The organism is Pandoraea commovens (genome assembly GCF_902459615.1).
GTDB classification, from domain to species: Bacteria; Pseudomonadota; Gammaproteobacteria; order Burkholderiales; family Burkholderiaceae; genus Pandoraea; species Pandoraea commovens.
In genome coordinates this window covers 115,673-140,473 of sequence record NZ_CABPSA010000006.1, presented here as the reverse complement: position 1 = coordinate 140,473, position 24,801 = coordinate 115,673, and the positions used below count along the sequence as shown (strand labels likewise).

Genomic DNA, 24,801 nt, shown 5'->3' with positions numbered 1-24,801 from the left:
AGGTCGTTCGAAGTACGTTGAGGGAAATCGTTCGACGGAGGAATGCCATCGTGCACGAGGCCGATATTGAAGCCGACGCGGAGGCAAAGTCTGCAATTGACAGACAATCGACACGCGATGTTTCACGCTTCCTTAGAAAATTAGGGGAGACGATCCACGATCTTGTTTGCTAGTCGGCTAGCTTCCGGGTGAGGCGGTATTCGCGCTTCACCCCTCTCCCCCCACCCCTTCCACCAAATCCCCCGTCGAACGTTTGGCTGCCGAGCGTAGGCACTCTAGCGCTTCGACCACTGCGGCGCGGTTCGCACCATCATCCCGCCAGTACATCGAGACACCACCGAACCCTGCCAGACGCAGCGGCACGATGCGCAACGCCCCAAGCGCCTGCAGGCGGCTTGCCGTGCGGTGCGACGCCAGACCGATCATGTCGCTGTTGTTGAGCAATGTGAGATTGAGAATCGTCGAGTTCGATTCGACGGTGTCGTTCGGCAGCGGATACCCCGCTTCGGCCAGTGCCGACTCCAGCGCATTGCGAATCGGCGTGCCTCGCGGCCAGACGACCCAGCGGTAGCGCTGAATATTCGCCCAATCCACCGTCGGTAACGAAAACACCGGATGCCGCGTGCGTGCGACGAAGTGCAGCGGCTCCAGATACAGCGCCTCCGTGCGCACGTTTCGGTCCTGCAACTCGGGGGCGGAGCGTCCGACGACGATGTCGATCTCGCTATGCGCCAACTGATTCATCAGTCGGTCCATCGTATTTTCGACAACGCGCGCCTGCACGCGGGGCATGCGTTGCAGGAGCAGCAGTACCGCGAGCGGCACCGTATCCGCCGACGACGCGCCCGACGTCCCAATCGCCACCAGCCCACTCCCGCCTTCGCGCATGGCGTCGAGATCGTCGCGTGCCGTGTCGAGCTGCGCTTCGATGCGTCGCGCGTGCTGAATCAGCGCTTCGCCGTATGACGTCGGCCGCAGTCCGCGCGCCTGACGCTCAAACAGCGGCAGACCGATGTCGTCCTCCAGATCCTTGAGCCACTTGGACAAACCGGGCTGCGTCGTGTTGAGCAACGCGGCGGACTGGCTCATGTTGCCCGTCTCCGCGAGGGTCAGCAGCATCTGCAAGTTGCGCAGACGTAGTCGTTGCGTCCAATCCATGGGCTGTCTCCGGGCACCTCGGGTGGGTACCGCTCAAATCCCTCGATCCATACGTTTTTTCGTATGGATCCGATGATTTTTTCATTTCAAAGAATATGTCTCGCCGAGTATAACGCTATTCATAGACCCGAAAAGCACCACGCAACGCCGTCTGCGACAGTCGCCAGACGAGCCAACCGGGCCCCCTTCCAACATGGAGACAAGCATGTCCGACCGCGCCCCCAGCGCCGAACGCGCTGCCTATTACGAACACATCGGTCACAACCACATGGCCCCGCTGTGGGAATCGCTGCACAGCCTGGTGCCGCCGCAGCCACGCCCGCGCGTCGTGCCCGCCATCTGGAAATACAACGAAGTGCGCCCGCTCGTGATGGAAGCGGGCCGCGTCATCAGTGCCGAAGAAGCCGTGCGGCGCGTGTTGATTCTGCAAAACCCCGGCACGCCGGGGTCGTCGAGCATCACCGGTTCGCTCTACGCCGGACTGCAACTGATCCTGCCGGGCGAAATCGCCCCGAGCCATCGCCACACGCAGTCCGCGCTGCGCTTCATCGTGGAAGGCAGCGGCGCATGGACGGCCGTCAACGGCGAGCGCACCACGATGCACCCCGGCGACTTCATCATCACGCCGTCGTGGACGTGGCACGACCACGGCAATCCGTCCGACGGCGAGCCGGTCGTCTGGCTCGACGGCCTGGACATCCCGCTCGTGCAGTACTTCGATGCCGGTTTCGCCGAGAACTACCCCGAATCGCAGCAACCCGTGCAGCGCCCCGAAGGCGATAGCTTCGCGCGCTATGGCTTCAACATGCTGCCAGTGCATCACAAGGTCAGCGATCCGACGTCGCCGATCTTCAGCTACCCGTACGCCCGCTCGCGCGAAGCGCTCGACACGCTGTATCGCAACGGTGAACTCGATCCGTGGGACGGCATCAAGCTGCGCTACGTCAATCCGGCGACGGGTGGCTGGCCGATGCCGACGATGGCGACGTTCATGCAATACCTCCCGGCGGGCTTCCAGGGCAAGACCTATCGCAGCACCGATGCGACGGTGTTCTCGGTCGTCGAAGGCCGCGGCACGGTGCGCATCGGCGACGACGTGTTCCAGTTCGAACCGCGCGATCACTTCGTGGTGCCGTCATGGGCACCAGTGCAACTCGCTGCACTCGACGACGCCGTGCTGTTCAGCTACTCCGACCGCCCGGTGCTCGCCGCGCTGAACCTGCTGCGCGAGTCCCGTACCTGAGCCACCCGATCACCCTTCCTTCACCTTATTCGCTGAGTCCATCACCATGTCCTACGTCTTCACTCCGCCCGCCATCGTCGGCATTCCCGTTGTCGGCAGCAACGACCAGTTCGCCGTGCGTCGCGTGTACTGCGTCGGCCGCAACTACGCCGCCCATGCCCGCGAAATGGGCTTCGATCCGGACCGCGAACCGCCGTTCTTCTTCTGCAAGCCCGCCGACGCCGTGCTGCCGGTTGCATACGGCGACACGCTGGAACTGAAGTACCCGGCGCAGACGAGCAACTACCACTACGAAGCCGAACTGGTCGCCGTAATCGGTAAGGCCGGTTCGGACATTCCGCTCGATCAGGCACTGGAACACGTTTGGGGTTACGCCGTCGGTCTGGATATGACGCGTCGCGATCTGCAAATGAAGATGCGCGAGATGGGCCGTCCGTGGGAAATCGGCAAGGCCTTCGATGCGTCGGCACCGATTGGCCCGATCCATCCGGTCTCCAGCGTCGGTCATGTCGAAAAGGCCGCGATCTCGCTGACCGTGGACGGCGTTCAGAAGCAAAAGAGCGACGTCACGCATCTGATCTGGTCGGTGGCTGAGACGGTTTCGTACCTGTCGCAATTCTTCCGTCTTGAACCGGGCGACCTGATCTACACGGGCACCCCGGAAGGTGTTGGCCCGGTCAAGGCAGGCGAGACGATGGTCACGGCCGTCGAAGGTCTCGGCGAGATCACGGTGCGCGTGGTCTGAGGCAACGGTCATGCAGCTCTACAGCTTTTTCAACAGTTCGACGTCGTACCGCGTGCGCATCGCCCTCGCGCTCAAGGGACTCGCGTTCGACACGATTCCGGTGAACATCCGTGTCGGTGAGCATCGCGCGCAGCCGTATGTCGACGAAGTGAACGCCTCGGCTGTCGTACCCGCGCTGGTCGATGGCGACGTCTCGCTCGGTCAGTCGCTCGCCATCATCGACTATCTCGACGCGAAGTATCCGCAAGCGCGTCTGGTGCCGCAGGACATAGAAGCGCGCGCCCGCGTGCTCGAACTGTCGATGCTCATCAGTTGCGACATCCACCCGGTGAACAACCTGCGCATCCTGAAGTATCTGCAAGGGCCGCTCGGGTTGTCGGCCGAGCAGAAGGACGCGTGGTATCGCCACTGGGTCGCCGAGGGCATGGCGGGTGTCGAGCGTCTGCTGGTGAGGTACGGGCACGGCGCATGGTGCTTCGGCGACACGCCCACGTTGGCCGACGTCTGCCTGATCCCGCAGATCGCCAACGCACAGCGCATGGGTTGCGACCTGTCGGCTTATCCGCGCGCGATGGCGGTGTTCGCGCTGGCGGAAACGCATCCGGCGTTTCTTGCGGCGGCCCCCAGCCGTCAACCGGATTACTCGGCGTGAATGAAGTAACGCCGGCGTCCTCACACGACGCTGGCAGCTTGCGCCGGAAGTGAATGAAAAAGCAGGAGGGCAGACACTGCCCGAGGAGACAAGCATGACGCAACCCCATCAACCCAAAGCGCTGGTCGTCGGCGGCGGCATCGGCGGACTCGCCGCCGCGCTCGCGCTCGCCAATCAGGGCGTGCAGATCGAACTGCTGGAGCAGGCCGAGACCATCGGCGAAATCGGTGCGGGCATCCAGCTGGCAGCCAACGCCTTCGCCGCACTCGATGCGCTCGGCGTCGGCGAAGCCGCCCGCGGACGCTCGGTCTTCACCGACCACATCACGCTGCGCGACGCCATCGACCGCAGCATCATCGCGGAAGTCGACGTTGGCGCGCCTTATCGCGAACGCTTCGGCAATCCGTACGCCGTGATCCATCGCGCGGACATTCATCTGTCGATCCTCGAAGCCGTACAACGCAATCCGCGAATCCAGTTCCGCACGGCCACCCGCGTCGTGTCGCTGGAACAGGATGCGCATGGCGTCACCGTCATCGACCAGCATGGCGAGCGTCACACCGCTGACGCCGTGATCGGCTGCGATGGCGTGAAATCCGCCGTGCGCGCCGCACTGATCGGCGACGAGCCGCGCGTGACGGGCCACGTGGTCTACCGTGCAGTGGTCGACGTAGAGAACATGCCGACGGACTTGCAGGTCAACGCGCCGGTCGTGTGGGCCGGTCCGAACTGCCACCTCGTGCATTACCCGCTGCGCGGCGGAAAGCAATACAACCTCGTCGTGACCTTCCATAGCCGCGAGCAGGAAGTGGGGGGGGTGCGCGACGGCAGCAAGGAAGAAGTGCTGTCGTACTTCGAAGGCATCGACGCATTGCCGCACCAGATGCTCGACCGTCCGACGTCGTGGCGTCGCTGGGCCACCGCCGACCGTGACCCGGTCGAGCAATGGAGCTTTGGCCGCGCGACGATCCTCGGCGACGCTGCGCACCCGATGACGCAGTACATCGCGCAAGGCGCGTGTCAGGCCCTCGAAGACGCGGTCACGCTCGGTGCCGCCTACACGGCCGCGAACGGTGACTTCACCGAAGCCTTCCGTCGCTACGAACACGCCCGCATTCCGCGCACCGCGCGTGTGCTTTACGGCGCACGCGACATGGGTCGCGTCTATCACGCCAAGGGCGTGGATCGCTGGGTGCGCAACTCGCTCTGGAAGGGCCGCACGCAGACGCAGTTCTACGACGCCCTGCAATGGCTGCACGGCTGGCGCGCTGAGAACTGCCTGTCGCAAACCCCGTGGCTGGCCGACGCATGAACAAGTAACCGCAATACCCCACGCGGAACAAAAAAATTCTACCGCGTGGGCCCGTCGCGCGACCGCTTGTCTGCTGTCGCGCGGCTTCTGGCACCTTAGAGGAGACACCCCATGCCAGCGAATCCCATCAACGTGACGGCGTTCATCGATCGGCATCGCATCTCGCCGTTCCAGATGATGATCGTCGTTCTGTGCTTTCTGATCGTCGCCATCGACGGTTTCGATACCGCCGCCATCGGCTTCATCGCCCCCGCGATTCGTGCCGAATGGTCGCTCACGCCCGCGCATCTCGCCCCGCTGTTCGGTGCAGGACTTGCCGGTCTGATGGCCGGTGCGTTCCTGTTCGGCCCGCTCGCCGACAAGCTCGGACGCAAGACCATCCTCATCTTCTCGGTGCTTTTTTTCGGCGTCGCGAGCCTCGCGTCGGCCTGGTCGATGGATCTGTGGCACCTCATCGCGCTGCGCTTCCTGACGGGTCTCGGTCTCGGCGGTGCGATGCCGAACGCGATCACGCTGACGTCGGAATACTGCCCCGACTCGCGCCGTTCGTTCCTTGTGACGACGATGTTCTGCGGTTTCACGCTCGGCTCCGCCTTGGGGGGCCTCGCTTCGGCAGGCCTGATCGAAGCGTTCGGCTGGCGCTCGGTGCTGATCGTCGGTGGCGTGATGCCCATCGTGCTCGGCGTGATCCTGATCCGCGCGTTACCTGAATCCGTGCGTTATCTGGTGATGGCAGGCAAGTCGCCGGAGCGCGTAGCGGCGTCGCTGCAACGCATCGCACCGCATGAGGATCTGCGCGGTGCAACGTTCAATGTGGCGATGAAGCCGTCGACCACGTCGCCGGTGCGCCATCTCTTCAAGCCGGAATTGCTGCGTGGCACGTTGCTTTTCTGGGCGACGTTCTTCATGAGCCTGCTGGTGATCTACCTGCTCTCGAGCTGGTTGCCCACGTTGCTTCGCACGAACGGTCTGACGCTGCGTAACGCGGCCATCGTCACAGCGATGTTCCAGGTCGGCGGCACCCTCGGGGCCATCGTGCTCGGCTGGCTGATGGACCGTTTCAATCCGCATTACGTGCTCGCTGCCGCCTACGTACTGGCAGGCGTGTGCGTGGCCGCTGTCGGCCCGTTGGCCAGTTCGCCGGTGCTCGCTTCGGTCGCCGTGTTCTGGGCCGGGTTCTGCGTCTCGGGCGGTCAGGTCGGCGCGAACGCCCTCTCCGCCGAGTTCTATCCGACGGATTGCCGCGCGACCGGCGTGAGCTGGGCAAACGGTGTCGGGCGCATGGGTTCGGTGGTCGGGTCGGTCGGCGGCGCATCGATGCTCGCCATGGGCTGGTCGATGCCCGCGTTGTTCGCCGCCATCGGCGTACCTGCGGTGCTGGCCGGTTTCACGATGCTCACGCTCGGTCGCATTCGCCACCGACAAGCCGTGCTCGCCGTCGAAGCAGCGGCCTGATCCGGCATTGATGCACCGCGCAATCCGTCGCGGATAGGGATAGAGTGTGGACTGACGGCGAATCGAGGTGTCTGAACACCTGCCGCCGTCGGTCCAAATTCCTCTGACGGAGATTGAAGGTGTCGCTGCCCCCCTTGCTGGTCATCATCCCGATGCATCCCGAGCAGTTGTCCGAACTGCAAACCCGTTTCGAAGTGATCTACCGCCCGAGCCACCATCCGACGCCGGAAGGCTGGGGACCGGAGGGTGAGCGCGTGCGTTTTGTGCTCACCAACGGTTCGCGCGGCATGAATGCCGCCGAGCTGACGCATCTGCCGAACGTCGAGCTGGTCAGCGCACTCGGTGCCGGTTACGAGAATCTGGACATTCCGGCGATGCACGCACGTAACATCGTGGTGGTGCATGGCGCAGGCGCCAATGCCCCGACCGTGGCGGATCAGGGCTTCGCCCTGCTGCTCGCCGCAATTCGGCGCATTCCGGAATATGACGCGGCGTGCCGCAAGGGCATCTGGCGCGACGCGCTGCCGATGCAGCCCGGTGTGGCCGGGAAGAAACTCGGGATCGTCGGCCTTGGCGCAGTCGGTCGTCAGTTCGCCAAACGCGGCGAAGGCTTCGATATGCAGATTGGCTACCGAAACCGGAACCGTCGCGACGACCTCCCGTCGCACTATCAATACTTCGACAGCGTGACGGCGCTGGCCGAATGGGCCGACATTCTGGTGGTCACGGCACCGGGTGGAGCGGAGTCCCATCACATGATCAATGCCGACGTGCTGCGTGCGCTGGGCAAAGACGGCTTTCTCGTCAATCTGGGACGCGGCAGCGTCGTCGACACCGCAGCGCTTGCCGATGCATTGCGCAACGGCGTGATCGCTGGCGCGGGGCTGGACGTCTACGAAGGCGAGCCGTCGCCGCCTGCGGCACTCATCGACTTGCAGAACATCGTACTGAGTCCGCACGTCGCTGGCCGCTCGCCGGAAGCGGAAGCCGCCACGCTCTCAATGTTCATGGAGAATACCCGCCGCTATCAGACGGGCGAGCCGGTGATGACGCCGCTGTGAGCCGCTGCCCCTCGCGACGCTCACGCAAAGATTCAGTGATTGTCGAGCCCGTCAATGCTCCGCTCGGGAGACGGCGATAGCGTTTCGCCGTCGTTGACGGGCTCGAACTCGATGCTGCTCTTCGCGCTACCTGTCGTGAAGATCGTATCGCACGTCGGGCACTTCACTTCGGCATCCGAATGGAGATAGTCGTGGAGCGCCTGCACGGTCGGCTCACTGGCCGCCACGGCGAATCGGGACTTGCAGGTCGGGCAAACGACGAAACCGGTATGGATCGACAGCATTGTCAGCCTCCTGAACGGTCATCAAGGGACGCAGTCGATTCTACAACCAGTCGGTACGCCGGGGCTTTGCACGGGTCGCATCGCGACCTTCGCGCGTACTGCGCTCATTGGCCGCCACGCCAATGGTCGGCTCGGCATGGGGTTCAGCGTCGCGCGCCGACGCCACATCCTGTGCATGATGAGCGTGCTGCACCGGGTCGAAGTCGCGCCATTCTCCCGCTTCCCATACACCATTCGCCTGCTCGATTTCCGCCGCGCCTGCATCGCGCAACACGGCAATCGCCGTGTCCGCCGTCGATTCGCTGACGTGCGTGGCGAGCATCACCCCGGCGTCTCGCATACCCGCCTGCTTTGCCGACACGCGCTCGCGGCTTTGCATGCGTCGCAAAGCACCGAGAAACGCGCCGAGATAGGCCCCTGCCATCATGCCGACGACAGGGACGAGCCAGAAGCGCCAGATCGCGACGTATAGCAATGCCCCCAGCGCAAGCCCGAAGGCACCGCCTGCGATGATGCCCTGCGCCGCACCCCGGCTCGCCGGACGCGCCGCAGCATCGGCATCCACGTCGCCGCCCATCGGAAACCTAGCGTGCTGGCCGGTGGGATTCAGAAAGAACACCGACACGTCGGACGGTCGAAACGAACGGTCGTACAACCGGCTCGCCACCAGATTCGCCTGATCGAACGTCGTGAATCGCCCTGCCACGATCATCGCCATTGCCTATCTCCCTTTGCTGATGTCATGCATCGATTCCAGTGGGATAAGCGTCCGGCGGCTTTGTTTCATCAAGGAATCCTTATGGCACAGTCATCGGCATTGAGAAAATCAATGCATGGGAACCTGACCTATCCTGCAAGAATCGCAACATTAGCCCTCATTGGGAGCATCTATGGCTCGCGCAATCTGGAAGGGTGCCATCAGCTTCGGACTGGTCAACGTACCCGTCACCCTGTTTCCCGCCTCGACGACGCACAAACTCGATCTCGACTGGCTCGACAAGCGCACCATGTCGCCGGTCGGCTACAAGCGTGTGAACAAGGAAAACGGCAAGGAAGTGCCGCGCGACCAGATCGTGCACGGCTACGAGTATGAGAAAGGCAACTACGTCGTGCTCAGCGACGACGAGATCCGCTCGGCCAATCCGACGGCGACGCAGACCGTCGACATTCTGGCGTTCGTCGATGCCACGGACGTTTCCTTCATGTATCTCGACACGCCTTACTACCTCGTGCCCGAGCGTGGCGGCGCAAAGGCCTACGCGCTGCTGCACGCGGCGCTCATCAAGGCGGGCAAGCTCGGCATCGCGCGCGTGGTGATGCACACGCGCGCGCATCTCGCCGTGCTCGCGCCAGCGGGCGACGCGCTCGTACTCGACACGCTGAGATGGCAGGACGAGATGCGCGATCCGGCCGAGGTCGGGCTGACGAAGGAGAAGCTGCAGAAGCTCGCCGCGCCCGGCGAGCGCGAGCTGGATATGGCGATCCGGTTGATCGACGAGATGTCCGGACCGTGGCGTCCCGGCGATTATCACGACACCTTTCAGGACGACCTCAAGGCGCTCATCGACCGCAAGATCGCGTCCGGTCAGACACGCGAGATCGCACAGATCGAAGCGAGCGCGCCGAAGCTGGCAAACAGTGCAAACGTCACCGATCTGATGGCGCTGCTCAAGCAGAGCCTGGGGACGAAGGGCAAGCGCGACGCAGTAACCGTGGATGCGCAGGATGTCGAGGAGAAGCCTGCCAAGGCGCGTAAGTCGGCAAAGGCGTCGGATGGCAAGACGGTTAAGAAGACGGCGGCAAAGAAGGCAACGGCCAAGCGCACCAAGTCGACCAAATCCGGTAAGGCCAAGTGAGCGCGACGATGCCGAGACGCGCCTCAACTAAGCCGACCAACGCGACGAGCGCGAAGCCGGATCGCCGTCGCAAATCCGGCGATCCGCTCGCGGCGTACGACGCAAAACGCGACTTCTCCGCCACACCCGAGCCGCGCGGTAAGCGTTCAGCCCGCAAGCATGCGTTGCGGTATGTCGTCCAACGGCATGACGCCAGCCACCTCCACTACGACTTCCGTCTGGAACTCGACGGCACCCTGCGTTCATGGGCTCTGCCGAAGCAACCGAGTCCGGATGTCAGCCGTCCGCGACTGGCCGTTCAGGTCGAAGACCATCCGCTCGCTTACGCCGACTTCGAAGGCGACATTCCCGCTGGCAACTACGGTGCGGGGCACGTCGACATCTGGGATCGAGGCACCTGGATACCTGACGGCAATGCATCGCGCGATTATGCTCACGGTAAGTTGTCGTTCACATTACAAGGCGAAAGACTCAGCGGTCACTGGACGTTGGTGCGTACCGATAAGCCCGCGCGTCAGCCGCAATGGCTATTGATTCACCGGCATGACGACGGGCATGCATCGGCGCATGCCAAACCGCCGACGTCGAAGCCTGCGACATCACGCAGATCCTCGATCAAGCCGCCCGACGAGGTGCGTCCGATGCTGGCGACGCTAGTCGATCAGGCGCCTTCATCCGAGGGATGGCACGCCGAGTTGAAGCTCGACGGATATCGCGTCCTGATCCGCATCGCGGGCAGCGACATTCGCGTCTTCACGCGCTCGGGTCAGGATTGGACGCACCGATTCCAACCCGCAGTGGCCGCCTTACGCGAACGCGGCCTCCCGAACGCGTGGCTCGATGGCGAGGCCGTCGTCACAAACGAGCGCGGGTTGCCGGACTTTCAGGCGTTGCAACGAGCGTTCGACGAAGACGCCCAGAGCGCCATCGTCATCTACGTCTTCGATCTGCCGTGGTGTAACGGGAAGGATCTGCGCGATGCGCCATTGCATGAGCGTCAGGCGCGACTCGCGAGTATGTTTGAAGGCAAAGAGACGGATGCCGTGCGGGTCCTTCGACCTATCGCGGGCGATCTCGGATCGCTCTGGCACGGCGCATGTGAAGCGGGCCTCGAAGGCATCATGGTCAAGCGCGACGACTCGACCTACGTCGACGGCCGCAGCGACGCATGGCGCAAGCTCAAGTGCTCGCAGCGTCAGGAGTTCGTCGTAGTGGGGTTCACGGAACCCTCCGGCTCTCGACAGGGATTCGGTGCGCTACTGCTCGGCTATTACGACGATGACGGCAAGACGCTGCGCTACGCGGGCAAGGTCGGCACCGGCTTCGATACCGAGGCGCTGCTGCGCATGCGCAAGCAACTCGACGCGATTGAAACGCCGCGCCCTTCGTTGTCCCCTGCACCGCGTCCGGGAGGCCGGGCGCGTGTGCACTGGTTGCGTCCAACGCTGGTCGCCGAAGTACGCTTCGCCGAGTGGACGCGCGACGGTCATGTGCGTCAGGCGTCGTTCCACGCTATGCGTACCGACAAACCGGCGAAGGAGATTCGCCGCGAGACGCGCCGCAGCGGTGCCGTCGACTCATCGAAGGAGATGCCGTCCATGCCGAAATCGTCCGCACTTCCGGTGAAGATCACACACGGCGAACGCGTGATGGACACGCACTCGGGCGTGACGAAAGTCGAGCTAGCCGAGTATTACGCCGCCGTCAGCCAATGGATGCTCCCGCACCTTGCCGACCGGCCGGTCGCTGTGCTGCGCGCGCCGGAAGGTATCGGCGGTGAGATGTTCTTCCAGAAGCATGCGGCGAAGACGATCACCGGCGTGCATGTGCTCGATCCGTCGCTCGATCCGGACCACGAACCGCTGATGCAGATCATTGATACGCGGGGACTCGTCGGGGCCGTGCAGATGGGGTCGGTGGAGTTCCACACGTGGAATGCCCGCAGCGATCTGATCGAGCGTCCCGATCGCGTGATCTTCGATCTGGACCCCGGTAAGGGGGTGACGTTTGCGCAGATCGTGGAAGGCGCGCAACTCATTCGTGGACTGCTGGACGAACTGGGGCTGAAAGCCTTCGTGAAGACGAGCGGCGGCAAAGGGCTGCACGTGGTGACACCATTAGCGAGACGTCACGAATGGGACTTCGCGAAGGGGTTCGCGGAAGCTGTCGCGAAGCATATGGCGCACGTGTTTCCCGACCGGTTCACGGCGACGATGGGACCGAAGCATCGCGTGGGGAAGTGCTTCATCGACTATCTGCGCAACTACCGAGGGGCGACTACCGTGTGCGCATACTCGGCCCGGGCGCGAGAAGGCATGGCGGTATCGATGCCTGTCCATTGGGAGGAATTGTCCGAATTGCCCGGCGCCGACGCCTGGACCGTGCGCAACGCCCTCGATCGCCTCACCGCGTTGAAACAAGACCCGTGGGCGGAGTATGAGAAGGCATCGCAGCAGCGGGTGACGAAGACGCGGGCGTATTCCCGGCTGAACTGCGATGCGCTTTCGTAACCCACCGCCTGCGCAGCCGACGACACGGCAACGTCCGCCACGAAGATCAAACGACGCGCTTCCTGCAAGCGCAATTGCTTCTGGTACTGCAACGGGCTCATCGCCGTCACCAGCTTGAAGTGGTGATGCAGCGACGACACGCTCATATGCACCTCCTGCGCCAGCGATTCCACGCGCAACGGCTCTGCATAATGGTCGCGCAACCACCGCACCGCGTTCGCGATCCGGTTCATCTGGCTGTCCTGCATCACCATCTGACGCAACAACACCCCCTGCCCATTCATCAACAACCGGTAGATGATCTCGCGCTTGATCATCGGCGCAAGAATCGGAATATCGCGCGGGGCGTCGAGTAGACGCAGCAGACGCAACACCGCGTCCAGCAACGCAGCATCAAGCCGATTGACGTACAACCCGCGCCCGCAGGGCGACGGCGCTGGTGGCGGCAGATGCTCGTCGCCGATCAGCGAGGTGACGTCTTCCGCCACCAGATTCAGCCGCATGCCCAGATAAGGCGACTGCTCGCTCGCGCCGGACACCTGCGCCACCACCGGCAAATGCACCGACGACACCATGTAATGCATCGGGTCATACGCGTAATGCGCTTCACCGATCTGCAAACGCTTCTCCCCCTGGGCGATCACAGCGAAGGCCGGTTGTTGCAACGCAGGCTTTGGCCCGCCCGGATGCAAGATGCGATGCACCATCAAACCGTCCACCGCCGTGGGTGCTGTGCCTTCCAACCCATGCGTCGCGCGTTCGAGCAGATGCACCAGCTCCGTGCGAGCGGCGTGCGACGGATCGTTGGCGTGACCTTCCTGCAATGGCGCGTCTTGATGCGACGCAGGTGGCGATGTTTTGACGAGATGCATGGCAAGTCCTCGAATCAGGCTGGCCGTCTTCGACATCCCCGGCCGCAATGAATCGAAGCATACGCCTGTCATAAAAAATTGCCTGATCCTCTGGAAGCACATCCACACGATCAGGCATGAATTCCGGAGAATCCGGCAAGATTCGATCTGTACCGGCGATCATCCGACGACAAACCAAGACAGTACCCTGTCACCTTACTGCCATGTTCAACAACGCTTTGCCGCCAAATGACGCGCCGAACGGCTCCCACCATCGCACTCGATTGCAGAATCAGGCAGGAAATGTGCAGGAACAGGTACTGCTTGCCTGATGCCCCGCGACGCATAATGCATCCCATCCCGTGCACACCGTCCCCCTCACCGACGGCCACCTGCGACGGGCAGCTACTCAACGGAGCGATGCAATGCGACAACGGAAACTCGGCAACACCGGCCTCTTCGTCTCGGAACTGTGCCTCGGCACGATGACCTTCGGCGGACAGGGCGACCTGTGGAGCAAGATCGGCCAATTGCAGCAGAACGATGTCGACGCGCTCGTCGGTCGCGCGCTCGATGCGGGCATCAACTTCATCGACACCGCCGACGTCTATTCGGAAGGCCAGTCGGAGATGCTCACCGGACAAGCCCTGCGCAACCTCAACGTGCCGCGTGACAGCGTGGTCGTCGCCACGAAGGTCTTCGGGGTCACCGGCGCACAGGGCAGTAACTCGCGCGGCCTGTCGCGCTATCACATCATGGACGGCGTCAAGGCCAGCCTCAAGCGCATGCAACTCGATCACATCGATCTGTATCAGGTGCACGGCTTCGACCCGGTCACGCCCATCGAAGAGACGCTCAGCGCGCTCGACACGCTGGTGCGTCAGGGCCACGTGCGCTACATCGGTGTTTCGAACTGGGCCGCGTGGCAAATCGCTAAGGCGCAAGGCATCTCGGCACGCCTGAATCTCGCGAGCTTCGCGTCACTTCAGGCGTATTACACCGTCGCCGGGCGCGATCTGGAACGCGACATCGTCCCGATGCTGCGCAGCGAGAACGTCGGTCTGATGGTGTGGAGCCCGCTGGCAGGCGGCTTGCTCTCAGGCAAATACACGCGTGACGGCCAGACGGAAGACGGCGCACGCCGCCAGAGCTTCGACTTCCCGCCGGTGAATGTCGAGCGTGCTTACGACGTGATCGACGTGATGCGCGGCATCGCCACTGAAAAGGGCGTGTCGGTCGCGCAGATCGCACTCGCCTGGTTGCTCGCGCAGCCGGTCGTCTCGACGGTCATCATCGGGGCCAAGCGCGCGGATCAGCTCGACGACAACATCGCCGCCACGCGCGTCACGCTGAACGAACGCGAACTGTCGGCGATCAACGCCGCGAGCGCGCTGCCCAGCGAGTACCCGGGCTGGATGCTCTCGCGTCAGGGCGACCCACGTCGCGCGCAACTCGCCGAGGCTGGCTTGCTGTAATCGATCGACACCGAACGTCTACCGCGTTCGGAATGAGAAACGGCGCCCTGCGAACACAGTCCGCCGTTTTTTTCATGCGATCAGAAGATCAGAACGTATGCCGCATGCCGACGTTCACGCCCAACTGGCTCGCGCCCGCTGCGGGCGATCCCCCTGCTCCGCCCGAACTGACCGAGTAAGCCGCATGTTCGCTGTTGCCAAGCCAGGCGACTTGTGTGTACACCGCCGTGCGCTTCGACAGGAAATACGTACCGCGCAACGTGGCCATCGTCGCCCGCGCGTTCTGACGGGCGTTCAACATGCGGAAGACTTCGCCGTCGACGGCAAATGCCGGGGAGAACTGATACAGCGCCCCGATGTAGAACATGTCGGAATTCACGTCGGCGACGGCGGCCGACGCGGTCTGCACGCGACGTCCCAGCCACCCCGCGCCCGCCTTCCAGTTGCCGCCTTTCACATAGCCGTTCAATTGCCAACGGGTGTCCTTGTCCGACGAACTGGTCAGCGGCACCGCCGCCGCGCCGTTGAAGAAGCTCGCAGCTGCGCCCGCACCGCCGCGTTGCTCGTCCCATGCCCCGGCCACCCCAAACCACGCCGTGTCGTACTTCAGCATCGCGGAGACCTGACGGCAAGCCGTCATCTGTCCCGGCGTCTGACCGGCACAGGTGCCTTGTCCGGGCGAGTTGCCGGTGCCGCCGCTGTCGCGTCCGAACGAGTAGGTCGCACCGACGGTAAGCCCACTGAACACCCCCTTGTAGGCGACGGTGTTGTCGCTGCGCGCATTGGGGATGTAGTTGTCGAGCGAGCCGCTGCCGTACAGGTCCGGGCCGAGAATGTCGGCATCGTTCATCACCCAGAACGTCATCGAATACTGACGCCCAAACGACAGCGTGCCGTATTGATTCGACAACCCGACCCACGCCTGACGCCCGAACAACCGTCCGCCCTGATTCAGATCGCCCGCGCGCACGTTGAAGCCGTTCTCCAGCATGAACAGCGCGTGCAGACCGCCGCCAAGGTCTTCGTCCCCGCGCAGGCCCCAACGCGACGGCAACGAACCCGTGTTGGCTGGCATGCGTACGAGCGAACTGTTGTTGGGCCCGGCGTGCGAGATGTATTCGATGCCGGTGTCGAGAATGCCGTAGAGCGTCACGCTCTGGGCCGAAGCGGAAGTGGTGGCCAATGCGAGGCCGGCAGCCAGCGCGAGCGCAGGCAGTCCCTTGTGGATCACGGTGATGTCTCCATGGATACGTGTGGTGGCCTGACCTGTGCCGGTCAGTTGCAGCGCCGCCGCATCGCCGTCGGGGGACGTGCGCTGGCGGCGGGTACTTCGCAGACGCACGCCGGAGGTTCGGCGTGCATCCGTTGAGTGCTCAGGCGAGGATCAGACGGTGCCCGGTGCAGGCTGCGTCGCCGATGCAGCGAGCGAACCGCCACGCCCCACGCGACGACGCATTACCAGCATGAGCGCCGCCGCAAGAAACGCCGGAATCGCGACGATCTGGAACGCCTGCGCCGTGCTCGACGCCGAGGCGATCAGCAGACCGCCCAGGCTCGAACCGAGGATCGAGCCGAGACGGCCGACACCGAGCGCCCAAGCCACGCCCGTCGCACGGGAAGCAGTCGGGTAGTACGCCGCCGTCAGGGCGTTCGCGCCGGTCTGCGATCCCGCAATGCCGAAGCCCGCGAGGAACACGACGAACATCAGCCAGCCCGACTGGTGCGTCACCGCACCCAGCACGCACAGCGCGATACCGGCCATCACATACGAAGCCGCCAACACACGATACGGACTCGTGCGGTCCATCGCGAAGCCGATCATCACTGCGCCGACGGTGCCGCCGAGCGGCAACATTGCACCGATGCGCGCCGCTTCCGCGAGCGTGTAACCGGAATCCTTCACGACCAACGGCAGCCAGCTCGTGAGCAGATAGAACGCACACAGCGTGCAGAAGTACGTCGCCCAGAGCAGCAGCGTGCCCATGATGTAACGACGCGTGAACAGGCCGCCCACCGCCGAATTCGTCTGCCCGGCAGGCGTCACTTCCGGGTCGATGCGCGTGACTTGCGGGTCGATGTGACGGGCGATTTCCAGCAGCTGATCGGCACGGTCGCCGCGCGCCGCGAGGTAGCGCATCGACTCCGGCAACCAGCGCATGAGCACCGGCACGAAGGCGATCGGCACCACGCCGCCCGCGATCAACACGCCGCGCCAGCCGATGTGCGGCAGCGTCTGTGCGACGATTTCACCGCCGATGGCGAAGCCCAGCGTGAAGCCGCAGAAGGTGGCCGTCACGAGCAGCGAGCGCATGCGCTCGGCGCAATACTCGGAACTGAGCGTGATGGCGTTGGGCATCGCGCCGCCCAGACCAATGCCGGTGATGAAGCGCAGCACAGCCAGCTCCGTCGGGCTATGCACGTAAGCCGAGGCGATGCTGCCGAGCGAGAACATAATGACGGAGAGGATCAGCACGCGCTTGCGGCCGATGCGGTCGGCGAGCGGCCCGAACACGAAGCAGCCGAGCATCAGGCCACCGAGGCCCGCGCCGAACACAGCGCCGAGGCTGGTCGTCGCCATCGCCCATTCGCTGCGGATGGCCGGTGCGAGGTAGCCGATGGCCGCCGTGTCGAAGCCGTCCAGTGTGACGATCAGAAAGCATAGGGCAATCACGCGCCATTGAAATGGCGTGATGCCTCTACGGTTCATCAAAGCGGATATTTCCATGTCTGTCTCCTGTGCGGTAACTACCGCGAGAGCTGCGGGCCGTGGCGTCTGTCGACGACGCTCTGTGCAGGGGGCTCGCAGCCGGTTGGGGGCGATTACATCAAGAACGGTGGTGTGAAGAAGATGAAGACGGGCGCGCGAGAGCGTCGGGCAACTCCGGGTCGCCCGCCGACAGGTACTCCCACATGCGCTCGATGATCCGGCCCGAGCGCGTGGCGCGCGCACGGCATTCGTCGTCGTTCAGCACGGCTGCGGGCAGCGACGCTTCGAGCGCGAGCACGTCGAGATCCACGCGCGCGGCGTCTTCGAGGTACCACGTGAGCGCGACCATCGCTTCGAGCGAGTCGGCGGCAACGACAGCGCCGTTGCCGCGCATGACGACGGCAGCATTCGTGCCCATCGTGGCGATCACGGCGGCAGCCTGTTCGTCGGAGCGAATCAGTTGCGGGTCGTCCCAAAGCGGCACGCCGGGTGCGAAGTAAGTGCCCGGCCCGTGCAGCGCGCGCGGCGTGCGGCGAAGCGTTGAGAGCGACATGGTCCTGGGCGGCATGGTGCGCGCAACTGCACCGATGTCAGGACGCGAGCGATAGATCTTTTGATGCAGACGGACTTCGCCGAGCACGCCGTCTGGCAGCGGACCGTCGATCGGCACCACGGTGCCCGGCTCGCCGATGCCGATGAGTCCCATCGGACGTGCGGCGCAGACGACGAAGCAATCCGCATCGATACGCGCACTGCAATGCCCGTACGCATGCGCCAGCCCGGCGCGTGCCAGCGTGCGGGCCGCCACGCGCACCGCGCGGTCGAGGTCGGCAATGCCACCGTGACGGGCGGCATCGAACGTAACTTGTGTCATGGGGATACCCGCCAGCAGGTCAGGACGAAAACTCGGGGATCTCGGGCTTCGCGCCCCACATGCAGAACCCGGTCGGATCGAACGGGAACTGACGCGGCACGTATGTGGCTTCGTCCTCCGGCGCGATCTTGCGCACGCCCGTGGAGTACTCGTAGACCATGCCGTCCGGCCCCGCGAAGTACAGGAACATCGCGTGCGACGTCGGGTGTCGCCCCGGACCGAAGCGAATCGGCACGCCCTGCTCGCGCAGGAAGTACCACGAGCGCATCAGGTCGTCGATGCCGTTCACCTGAAAGTTCACATGCTGAATGCCCGCACGCCTGGCCGGGAACAGCGCGATCTTGTGATGGACGTCGTCGATGCGAAGCAGCGGCGCGTCGCCGATACGGTCCGACACACGGGCGTTGCACACGCTGGTCCAGAAGGCTTCGTCGCGACGTGCGTCCGTCGTGCACAAACCCACGTGGCTGAACGAATCGATGCCCGCGTCGCGCTCGCCGTGATAACCCCGTCCGGTCTGCGCCGCGCGCAGCACCAGTTCGATCTGGTTGCCGGTGGGATCGCGGAACGTGAGGAAATCGGCCACGCGGCGCAGGTCGGCCTCGTCGCGCGTCCCGCGTCGAAACTCGATGTGCATGGCGTCGAGTTGTGCTGCTGCGGCGTCGAAATGCGCATCGCTCGCGACGTCGAACGCCACCGTATGGTCGGCAGGGTCGCCCTCGAAGTAGCACACCGAATGATCGCGGCTGTCGCTGCGAAGGAATACGAAACCGGCTTCCCGACGCACTTCCTGCAACCCGAGAATGGTGCGCGCATAGCGTGTCGCACCTTCGAGGTCGCGCGTCCCCAGCCGCACGTAACGAATGTCGTGCAGATTGATCACCGCTTGTCTCCTGCGGATATTGTTCGTGTCCCGGACCTGCGTCCGGTGACTTCAATGTCGTGAGGGATACGATAAGGACCGGCGTCGCATGACGCCAACAAATTGCGTAAATGCGCGGTATTTACGTCGTGAATTGGGGGTGCAGCATGCGGGCGCGACGCTGCCTCGCATGCATGCGCAGCGAGTGTGTGTCGTCAGACGGGGGACGGATCAGTCTTCGCCGTGGAACAGGCGGAAGATCGTGCTGCGCAGCCAGCGATGGCCAGCGTCGGTGTGAAAACGCTCGTGCCAGAGTTGCGAGATGTCGAACTCGGGACCGTCGAACGGCAGCGCGTAAGTGCGCAGGTCGGCGGCCGCCTTGAGGGCGCGCCCCAGACGCGTCGGCACGCACACCACCAGATCGCTCGCAGCGATCAACGCCGAGAGTCCCATCGAGTGCGCCATGCGCAGCGCCACGTGACGCTGCTGCCCCGACTGCGCAAACCAATGCTCGACGGCGGTCTCGAACACGTCGTGATGACCGGCCGTCGGGCGGTAGACGGCGTGCGCCGCGTGAAGGAACGTCTCGGCCGTGAGCTCGCCGCGAATGGTCGGATGCCCTTCGCGCACGAGGGCCACATAGTGCTCGCGAAACAGGCGCTGCTGATGGAAGCCGGACGAGAAACGTGTGAACAGGCCGAGCGTGAGATCGATGTCGCCCATCGCCATCGCGTTCTGCGCTTCGCGCGGGGTCGTGTCGACCGTGACGATGCGAACGCCGGGCGCTTCGACGGCGAGCGTAGCCATGAGCTTCGGCATGAAGATCAGTTGGCCGATGTCGCTGAGGTAAAGACGGAACGTGCGCTGCGCATTTGCCGGGACGAAGTCCTGCGGCGCTTCGACGGCACCACGAATCAGGCCGAGTCCCTCAGTGACCGGTGGCGCCAGCGATGCGGCGAGATCGGTCGGCAGCATGCCTTGCGGTGTTTTGACGAACAACGGGTCGCCGAAGGCGAGCCGCAGACGCTTGAGCGCATTGCTCACCGCCGATTGCGTGAGGTTCAGTTCCTCGGCCGTGACCGTCGTGCTGCGCGTGCGCAGCAGCGACTCGAACACGAGCAACAGATTCAGATCGAGCGAGCGTAAGTTCATCTCTGCCAGGCAGTCCTGCAAGAAGCGTCCCGCATTTTAGGCAACCCGCAGCAGCGCGCGCAGTGCGGGAAACCCCTGCGCCGCGCACGGCCGCGTTCATGGTATTTACGTGCGCGCATCCTCGCGCGCCAGCGCGTGCAGACGCGCGATCACTTCCAGCACTTCCGGACGCTTCTCGCGCTTGGCCGTCACCACGTGGTATTGCAACGGACAGACGACTTCGGCGTCCGACAGTCGCACGAGACGGCTGCGCGCCATCCACTCGCTGGCCAAAGGCGCACGGGCAAGCGCAATACCCAGCCCCGCTTCAGCCGCCGCAAGCACCACCGTGTAATCCTCGAATCGGCGATCACGCGCACGCGGTCGCAGCGACACGCCGTGCGCACCACACCACGCGCGCCAGCCCGTGAGATCGGAGTCGTGCAGCAAGGGCATCGCCAACATCTCGGACACACTCGCGCCCTTCAGACGCTGCACCATCTCGGGCGAGGCCACCGGGTACAGCGTCTCACCCATTAACGGTTCCGAATCGACGCTCGCCCACCCGCCACGACCGTAACGCAAGGCGATGTCCACTTCGCCCGCGCCCACGTCGGCGTTGCGATGCTCGGTCGTCACATGAATGTCGATGAACGGCTTGCCCGCTTCGAGCGATTGCAGGCGCTCAAGCAGCCACAGCTTGGCGAACGACGGCACCACGCTCAGGCGCACTGCCGGGGCCTTGCGCGCCTGATGCCACTGATCGGCAGCCGCGTCGATCACGTCGAAGGCATGTTCGATGCGGCCCAGAAAGCGCTGACCGTCGCACGTCAGGCTCACCCCTCGCCCGTGACGCTCGAACAACGCACAGCCGAGCCAGTTTTCAACGGCCCCCACCCGGCGGCTGATGGCCCCGTGCGTGAGGCCGCTCGCTTCGGCGGCCGCCGTGAACGAGCCGTGACGGGCGACGAGACAGACGGTTTCCAGATTCGCCAGCGGCGGACGGGCGCGAGGTTCGGCGTTCATGGTTCGGGGGATATCGAGTTGGCGTGCGGGTGAATATTGGGGACAGATAAGTGCGCGAAAGTGCGCGGCAAGCTGTGAGTCTGGCTCACAGCTTGCCAGCGATTTGTGCAGTAGCTTATCACCACGAACGTACGGCAACATAAGCGTCTGCGGGCAATTTCGCCCCGCGCACATTCCCTTCAGGAGCCCATCGTGTCAGCCGCAGCCCCCGCCTCTTTCACGCTATACGTCGACGCCCAGTTCACCAGCCCTTACGCGCTGTCGGTTTTCGTCACGCTGCGCGAGAAAGGTATTCCGTTCGATCTGCGCACCGTCGATCTCGATCAGGGCGCGCATCACGAAAGCGGCTTTGCCGACCTGTCGATCACGCGTCGCGTGCCGACGCTCGTGCATGGCGATTTCACGTTGTCCGAATCGTCCGCCATCGTGGAATATCTGGAAACGATCTCCCCCGACGTGCCGGTGTATCCGGCCGACGTTCGCGACCGTGCGCGTGCCCGGCAGGTACAGGCATGGCTGCGTAGCGATCTCGGTGCGCTGCGCGAGGATCGTTCGACGCAGGTGATTTTCTACGGCCCGTCCGATGCGCCGCTGACCGACGCGGGCTACGCCGCGGCAAGCAAGCTGATCGCCATCGCCGAGAGCCTGCTGCCCGACGCACGCATGTCGCTGTTCGACAAGTGGTGCATTGCCGACGTCGACCTCGCGGTCATGCTCAATCGTCTGGTCTATAACGACGACGTTGTGCCGCCCGCATTGGCCGAATTCGCGCGCCGTCAGTTCCTGCGCCCGGCGGTGCAGGAGTGGATTGCGATGACGCGTCCGCCGCGCCAATGCGATCTGGTGGACGGGAAGGCTGCCTGATCGGTACTGATGCGGGTACTGATGCGCCTTGACGGTTGAGGCATCCGCTTCGCCGTCAGGCGGCAACCATCGCCAGTTGCTGGCGGTGGATGCGGATATGCAGCAGCACGAGCAGACGGTGCGGGCAGTCGTCGCGCAAGGCGACGCTGTCTGTGCCGCGCGGACCCTCAGCACGTTCAACGCCATCGAACCTGACATGCCGACTGGCGAGCGCCGCCTGAAACGCGGCCGACGCCAGCGAGCGCGACGCCAGTAACAGCAGCAATAAAGACGCCGCCATCGCAATACGAAAATCTGCCGAGGTGAAGATACGCTCGGGCACATCGAAGACGAGCATGGCAATGACCACGCAGACGTCGATGCACACAGCGCCCAGCGAGGCCACGATCAGATACGCGCGCAACATTCGAATCGTTGTCGACTTCATCTGTCTCCTCTCCCTGTTTGATCTACGGGCGGAACGTCTGCGAATGCTGCAGCCCCGCTGTTGAACAGTGCGCGCTTCGCTTGTGGGGACGTTCCCGACATCATGCGCCTTCGATATTAAATGTCGAGTGTCAGCCGCCCTGTGACCTGAAATGTTTTTTTACACACTGTTACCCCGCGACGCAGTGGTTTCGTGGCAGACGTGCGCCCACGCAACTTTCGGCAAATCACGCATTTTTCTTGCGAAAATCGTCCAAATTCCGATATTTTTCGGCGCAATATTGCCCAGAACCCCGTCGTGACGGGAGAAGCGGTGAATTCAGTCGACAGGCGGGCCCCGAAAGGAGGAAAATACTCACCTTGCCGTTTACGTTAACGGCACTGTCGACTAAAGCCACCTCTGCCGAGACATTTGAAGAAACATGAGCGCCGATAACCAACTGCGTTTTGTCGTGGAGCCGCACGCCAACCCCACCCCCGCCGACCAGATCACCGCCGCGCTGGCGAACCCGGTATTCGGCCGCGTATTCACGGATCACATGGTCACGATCCGCTGGACCGAAGGTAAGGGCTGGCATGACGCGAAGGTGGAAGCCCGCCGCCCGTTCCAGATCGATCCGGCGTGCGCCGTGCTGCACTATGCACAGGAAATCTTCGAAGGCATGAAGGCCTATCGCGGTGAAGACGGCAAGATCTCGCTGTTCCGCCCCCAAGCCAACGCCAAGCGTTTCCGCGAGTCGGCCCAGCGCATGTCGATGGCCGATCTGCCGGAAGCCGTCTTCCTCGAAGCCGTGGAAAAGCTGGTCGACATCGACCGTGCATGGATCCCGGGCTCGGAAGGCAGCAGCCTCTACATCCGTCCGTTCATGTTCGCCTCGGAAAGCTTCCTGGGCGTGCGCGCCGCGCATGAATACATCTTCTGCGTGATCGCCTGCCCGGTCGGCCCGTACTTCAAGCCCGGCAAATCGGCCGTGACGGTGTGGGTCTCGGACCAGTACACCCGTGCAGCTCCCGGGGGTACGGGTGCTGCGAAGTGCGGCGGCAACTACGCCGCCAGCCTGATTGCGCAAACGGAAGCGAGCGCCAAGGGCTGCGATCAGGTCGTGTTCCTCGACGCCGCACAACATCGCTGGATCGAAGAACTCGGCGGTATGAACGTCTTCTTCGTGATGGACGACGGCTCGCTCCAGACGCCGCCGCTCTCGGGCACGATCCTGCCGGGCATTACCCGCGCGTCGATCATCGAACTGGCACGCCGCGAAGGCATGACGGTCAATGAGACGCCGTACGAATTCGCACAGTGGCAGGCCGATGCGGCCAGCGGTCGTGTGAAGGAAACGTTTGCGTGCGGTACGGCTGCGGTCGTGACGGCCATCGGTCAGGTGCGCCACGCCAACGGCGAATTCAACATCGCCGACGGCGGCGAAGGCCCGGTCACCAAGCGTATTCGCGATCAGCTCACGGGTATTCAGCGTGGCAAGGTCGCCGATCCGTTCAAATGGGTCCACCACGTCGCGTAATCGCGCGTTAATACCGTATCTACATAACAAGCTGTGAAGCTGCGCGTCGCCCGAGACAGCGACGCGGGAAATCTTCGGCGGCGCGTTCCGGCATCAGGAGAGCCGGGCGCGCCGTCTTGTCGTTCCTGAATTACTGATCATGAAACACGATACGGGCGCTGTATCCGGCGCTATTGCGGCAACCGACACAATCGGTGTGCCGCACTCCGTGCTCGAAGACATCTATGCGATGGTCATCGGCATGGCATTTGTGGTGGTCGGTCTGGTGCTGCTCAAGGCTGCCGGGTTGGTTACCGGTGGCGTGGCTGGCATCGCACTGCTCGCCTCTTACGTCTTTCCGCTACCGGTGGGCACCATCTTTACGCTGGTGAACATTCCGTTCTTCCTGTTCGCGTACTTCACGATGGGCGCGCGCTTCGCGCTCAAATCCACGGTCGCGAGCTTCGGCATTACCTTCGCCCTCGCGGCCATGCCGCAGACGTTCGACATCGCCTTCGTCAATCCGCTGTTCGCCGCGTTCGTCGGCGGCACGCTGTGCGGCATGGGCATTCTGGCGTTGGCGCGTCACGGGGCGGGCGTCGGTGGCACCGGCATCGTCACGCTGTGGCTGCAACGCAAGCGCGGCATCAATGCCGGTATCACGCAGGTGTGCATCGACACGACAATACTGATCGCGTCGCTCGCCACAATTCCGGCAGGACGCGTCGCCTGGTCCGCTATCTCGGCTATCGCCATGAGTGCGATGGTCGTTGCGTGGCACAAGCCGGGACGTTACACGGGACGCTGATC

22 protein-coding genes and 2 pseudogenes are annotated in these 24,801 nt (G+C 63.8%); 13 read left to right on the top strand and 11 right to left on the bottom strand.

Annotated features, from left to right (window positions below):
• Positions 1-8: 8 nt before the first annotated feature.
• Positions 9-173: pseudogene (locus PCO31010_RS27210) on the top strand (hypothetical protein); the annotation flags it as partial.
• A 34-nt stretch (positions 174-207) separates the two neighbouring features.
• Here PCO31010_RS27210 and PCO31010_RS17780 read toward each other — a convergent pair.
• Entirely contained in the window at positions 208-1,158 is a 951-nt protein-coding gene (locus PCO31010_RS17780; protein WP_150665425.1) for a LysR family transcriptional regulator, read from the bottom strand.
• 205 nt (positions 1,159-1,363) lie between these two features.
• On the opposite strand from PCO31010_RS17780, the gene gtdA reads away from it, so the two are divergent.
• From gtdA to PCO31010_RS17750, 6 genes are all read left to right on the top strand, one after another.
• Entirely contained in the window at positions 1,364-2,401 is a 1,038-nt protein-coding gene (gene gtdA, locus PCO31010_RS17775; RefSeq protein ID WP_039395745.1) for a gentisate 1,2-dioxygenase, read from the top strand.
• 46 nt (positions 2,402-2,447) lie between these two features.
• Positions 2,448-3,146, top strand: coding sequence for a fumarylacetoacetate hydrolase family protein (locus PCO31010_RS17770; protein WP_150665424.1), 699 nt, complete (start codon positions 2,448-2,450; stop codon positions 3,144-3,146).
• Positions 3,147-3,156: 10 nt separating this feature from the next.
• Positions 3,157-3,798: a maleylacetoacetate isomerase gene (maiA, locus tag PCO31010_RS17765; RefSeq protein WP_150665423.1), complete on the top strand. Its 642-nt coding sequence runs from the start codon at positions 3,157-3,159 to the stop codon at positions 3,796-3,798.
• 94 nt (positions 3,799-3,892) lie between these two features.
• On the top strand, positions 3,893-5,110 hold the full coding sequence (locus PCO31010_RS17760) for a 3-hydroxybenzoate 6-monooxygenase (RefSeq protein WP_150665422.1): 1,218 nt from the start codon (positions 3,893-3,895) through the stop codon (positions 5,108-5,110).
• Between the two features lie 111 nt (positions 5,111-5,221).
• On the top strand, positions 5,222-6,565 hold the full coding sequence (locus PCO31010_RS17755) for an MFS transporter (protein WP_150665421.1): 1,344 nt from the start codon (positions 5,222-5,224) through the stop codon (positions 6,563-6,565).
• A 119-nt stretch (positions 6,566-6,684) separates the two neighbouring features.
• Positions 6,685-7,626 (top strand): 2-hydroxyacid dehydrogenase, encoded by a 942-nt coding sequence (locus tag PCO31010_RS17750; protein WP_150665420.1) that lies wholly within the window; start codon positions 6,685-6,687, stop codon positions 7,624-7,626.
• Positions 7,627-7,658: 32 nt separating this feature from the next.
• On the opposite strand, the gene PCO31010_RS17745 is transcribed toward PCO31010_RS17750, so the two are convergent.
• Both PCO31010_RS17745 and PCO31010_RS17740 read right to left on the bottom strand, forming a co-directional pair.
• On the bottom strand, positions 7,659-7,910 hold the full coding sequence (locus PCO31010_RS17745) for an MJ0042-type zinc finger domain-containing protein (protein ID WP_150665419.1): 252 nt from the start codon (positions 7,908-7,910) through the stop codon (positions 7,659-7,661).
• A 40-nt stretch (positions 7,911-7,950) separates the two neighbouring features.
• Entirely contained in the window at positions 7,951-8,628 is a 678-nt protein-coding gene (locus PCO31010_RS17740) for a hypothetical protein (RefSeq protein WP_246184661.1), read from the bottom strand.
• 172 nt (positions 8,629-8,800) lie between these two features.
• On the opposite strand from PCO31010_RS17740, the gene ku reads away from it, so the two are divergent.
• Together ku and ligD are read left to right on the top strand one after the other, a co-directional pair.
• Positions 8,801-9,766 (top strand): non-homologous end joining protein Ku, encoded by a 966-nt coding sequence (gene ku / locus PCO31010_RS17735; protein ID WP_150665418.1) that lies wholly within the window; start codon positions 8,801-8,803, stop codon positions 9,764-9,766.
• Between the two features lie 8 nt (positions 9,767-9,774).
• Positions 9,775-12,276 (top strand): DNA ligase D, encoded by a 2,502-nt coding sequence (gene ligD, locus PCO31010_RS17730; protein WP_150665417.1) that lies wholly within the window; start codon positions 9,775-9,777, stop codon positions 12,274-12,276.
• On the opposite strand, the pseudogene PCO31010_RS17725 reads toward ligD, so the two are convergent.
• A pseudogene (locus PCO31010_RS17725) lies at positions 12,231-13,148 on the bottom strand (AraC family transcriptional regulator); the annotation flags it as partial. The gene ligD and the pseudogene PCO31010_RS17725 overlap by 46 nt on opposite strands.
• Before the next feature lie 404 nt (positions 13,149-13,552).
• Between PCO31010_RS17725 and PCO31010_RS17720 the strand changes: the two are divergent.
• On the top strand, positions 13,553-14,602 hold the full coding sequence (locus PCO31010_RS17720; protein ID WP_150665416.1) for an aldo/keto reductase: 1,050 nt from the start codon (positions 13,553-13,555) through the stop codon (positions 14,600-14,602).
• Between the two features lie 88 nt (positions 14,603-14,690).
• Here the strand turns inward: PCO31010_RS17720 and PCO31010_RS17715 are convergent, their stop codons facing one another.
• The 6 genes from PCO31010_RS17715 to PCO31010_RS17690 all read right to left on the bottom strand — a co-directional run bounded on the left by PCO31010_RS17715 (position 14,691) and on the right by PCO31010_RS17690 (position 21,202).
• On the bottom strand, positions 14,691-15,818 hold the full coding sequence (locus tag PCO31010_RS17715) for a porin (RefSeq protein ID WP_150665590.1): 1,128 nt from the start codon (positions 15,816-15,818) through the stop codon (positions 14,691-14,693).
• A gap of 168 nt (positions 15,819-15,986) precedes the next feature.
• A complete protein-coding gene (locus PCO31010_RS17710) occupies positions 15,987-17,327 on the bottom strand; it encodes an MFS transporter (protein WP_150665415.1) in 1,341 nt (446 codons plus the stop codon).
• Positions 17,328-17,427: 100 nt separating this feature from the next.
• Positions 17,428-18,183: a class II aldolase/adducin family protein gene (locus PCO31010_RS17705; protein WP_150665414.1), complete on the bottom strand. Its 756-nt coding sequence runs from the start codon at positions 18,181-18,183 to the stop codon at positions 17,428-17,430.
• Between the two features lie 19 nt (positions 18,184-18,202).
• Positions 18,203-19,066 (bottom strand): VOC family protein, encoded by an 864-nt coding sequence (locus tag PCO31010_RS17700; RefSeq protein WP_150665413.1) that lies wholly within the window; start codon positions 19,064-19,066, stop codon positions 18,203-18,205.
• A 210-nt stretch (positions 19,067-19,276) separates the two neighbouring features.
• Positions 19,277-20,197 (bottom strand): LysR family transcriptional regulator, encoded by a 921-nt coding sequence (locus PCO31010_RS17695; protein ID WP_039395710.1) that lies wholly within the window; start codon positions 20,195-20,197, stop codon positions 19,277-19,279.
• A 105-nt stretch (positions 20,198-20,302) separates the two neighbouring features.
• A complete protein-coding gene (locus PCO31010_RS17690; RefSeq protein ID WP_150665412.1) occupies positions 20,303-21,202 on the bottom strand; it encodes a LysR substrate-binding domain-containing protein in 900 nt (299 codons plus the stop codon).
• 192 nt (positions 21,203-21,394) lie between these two features.
• Between PCO31010_RS17690 and yfcF the strand changes: the two genes are divergently transcribed.
• The gene (gene yfcF / locus PCO31010_RS17685; RefSeq protein WP_150665411.1) at positions 21,395-22,066 is read left to right on the top strand and encodes a glutathione transferase; all 672 of its coding nucleotides are present in this window, start codon (positions 21,395-21,397) and stop codon (positions 22,064-22,066) included.
• Between the two features lie 55 nt (positions 22,067-22,121).
• Here yfcF and PCO31010_RS17680 read toward each other — a convergent pair whose 3' ends face one another.
• Positions 22,122-22,493, bottom strand: a complete 372-nt coding sequence (locus PCO31010_RS17680) for a hypothetical protein (RefSeq protein WP_150665410.1) — start codon at positions 22,491-22,493, stop codon at positions 22,122-22,124.
• 421 nt (positions 22,494-22,914) lie between these two features.
• On the opposite strand from PCO31010_RS17680, the gene PCO31010_RS17675 reads away from it, so the two are divergent.
• Together PCO31010_RS17675 and PCO31010_RS17670 are read left to right on the top strand one after the other, a co-directional pair.
• Positions 22,915-24,012: a branched-chain amino acid aminotransferase gene (locus PCO31010_RS17675; RefSeq protein ID WP_150665409.1), complete on the top strand. Its 1,098-nt coding sequence runs from the start codon at positions 22,915-22,917 to the stop codon at positions 24,010-24,012.
• Between the two features lie 139 nt (positions 24,013-24,151).
• Complete coding sequence (locus PCO31010_RS17670) at positions 24,152-24,799, top strand: YitT family protein (protein ID WP_174984890.1); 648 nt, start codon at positions 24,152-24,154, stop codon at positions 24,797-24,799.
• Positions 24,800-24,801: the final 2 nt, after the last annotated feature.

Coding starts and splice junctions, on each gene's coding strand:
- PCO31010_RS17780 (WP_150665425.1), bottom strand. CDS start 1,158: ATGGATTGGACGCAACGACTACGTCTGCGCAACTTGCAGATGCTGCTG.
- gtdA (WP_039395745.1), top strand. CDS start 1,364: ATGTCCGACCGCGCCCCCAGCGCCGAACGCGCTGCCTATTACGAACAC.
- PCO31010_RS17770 (WP_150665424.1), top strand. CDS start 2,448: ATGTCCTACGTCTTCACTCCGCCCGCCATCGTCGGCATTCCCGTTGTC.
- maiA (WP_150665423.1), top strand. CDS start 3,157: ATGCAGCTCTACAGCTTTTTCAACAGTTCGACGTCGTACCGCGTGCGC.
- PCO31010_RS17760 (WP_150665422.1), top strand. CDS start 3,893: ATGACGCAACCCCATCAACCCAAAGCGCTGGTCGTCGGCGGCGGCATC.
- PCO31010_RS17755 (WP_150665421.1), top strand. CDS start 5,222: ATGCCAGCGAATCCCATCAACGTGACGGCGTTCATCGATCGGCATCGC.
- PCO31010_RS17745 (WP_150665419.1), bottom strand. CDS start 7,910: ATGCTGTCGATCCATACCGGTTTCGTCGTTTGCCCGACCTGCAAGTCC.
- PCO31010_RS17740 (WP_246184661.1), bottom strand. CDS start 8,628: ATGGCGATGATCGTGGCAGGGCGATTCACGACGTTCGATCAGGCGAAT.
- ku (WP_150665418.1), top strand. CDS start 8,801: ATGGCTCGCGCAATCTGGAAGGGTGCCATCAGCTTCGGACTGGTCAAC.
- ligD (WP_150665417.1), top strand. CDS start 9,775: ATGCCGAGACGCGCCTCAACTAAGCCGACCAACGCGACGAGCGCGAAG.
- PCO31010_RS17720 (WP_150665416.1), top strand. CDS start 13,553: ATGCGACAACGGAAACTCGGCAACACCGGCCTCTTCGTCTCGGAACTG.
- PCO31010_RS17710 (WP_150665415.1), bottom strand. CDS start 17,327: ATGGAAATATCCGCTTTGATGAACCGTAGAGGCATCACGCCATTTCAA.
- PCO31010_RS17705 (WP_150665414.1), bottom strand. CDS start 18,183: ATGACACAAGTTACGTTCGATGCCGCCCGTCACGGTGGCATTGCCGAC.
- PCO31010_RS17695 (WP_039395710.1), bottom strand. CDS start 20,197: ATGAACTTACGCTCGCTCGATCTGAATCTGTTGCTCGTGTTCGAGTCG.
- PCO31010_RS17690 (WP_150665412.1), bottom strand. CDS start 21,202: ATGAACGCCGAACCTCGCGCCCGTCCGCCGCTGGCGAATCTGGAAACC.
- PCO31010_RS17680 (WP_150665410.1), bottom strand. CDS start 22,493: ATGAAGTCGACAACGATTCGAATGTTGCGCGCGTATCTGATCGTGGCC.
- PCO31010_RS17675 (WP_150665409.1), top strand. CDS start 22,915: ATGAGCGCCGATAACCAACTGCGTTTTGTCGTGGAGCCGCACGCCAAC.
- PCO31010_RS17670 (WP_174984890.1), top strand. CDS start 24,152: ATGAAACACGATACGGGCGCTGTATCCGGCGCTATTGCGGCAACCGAC.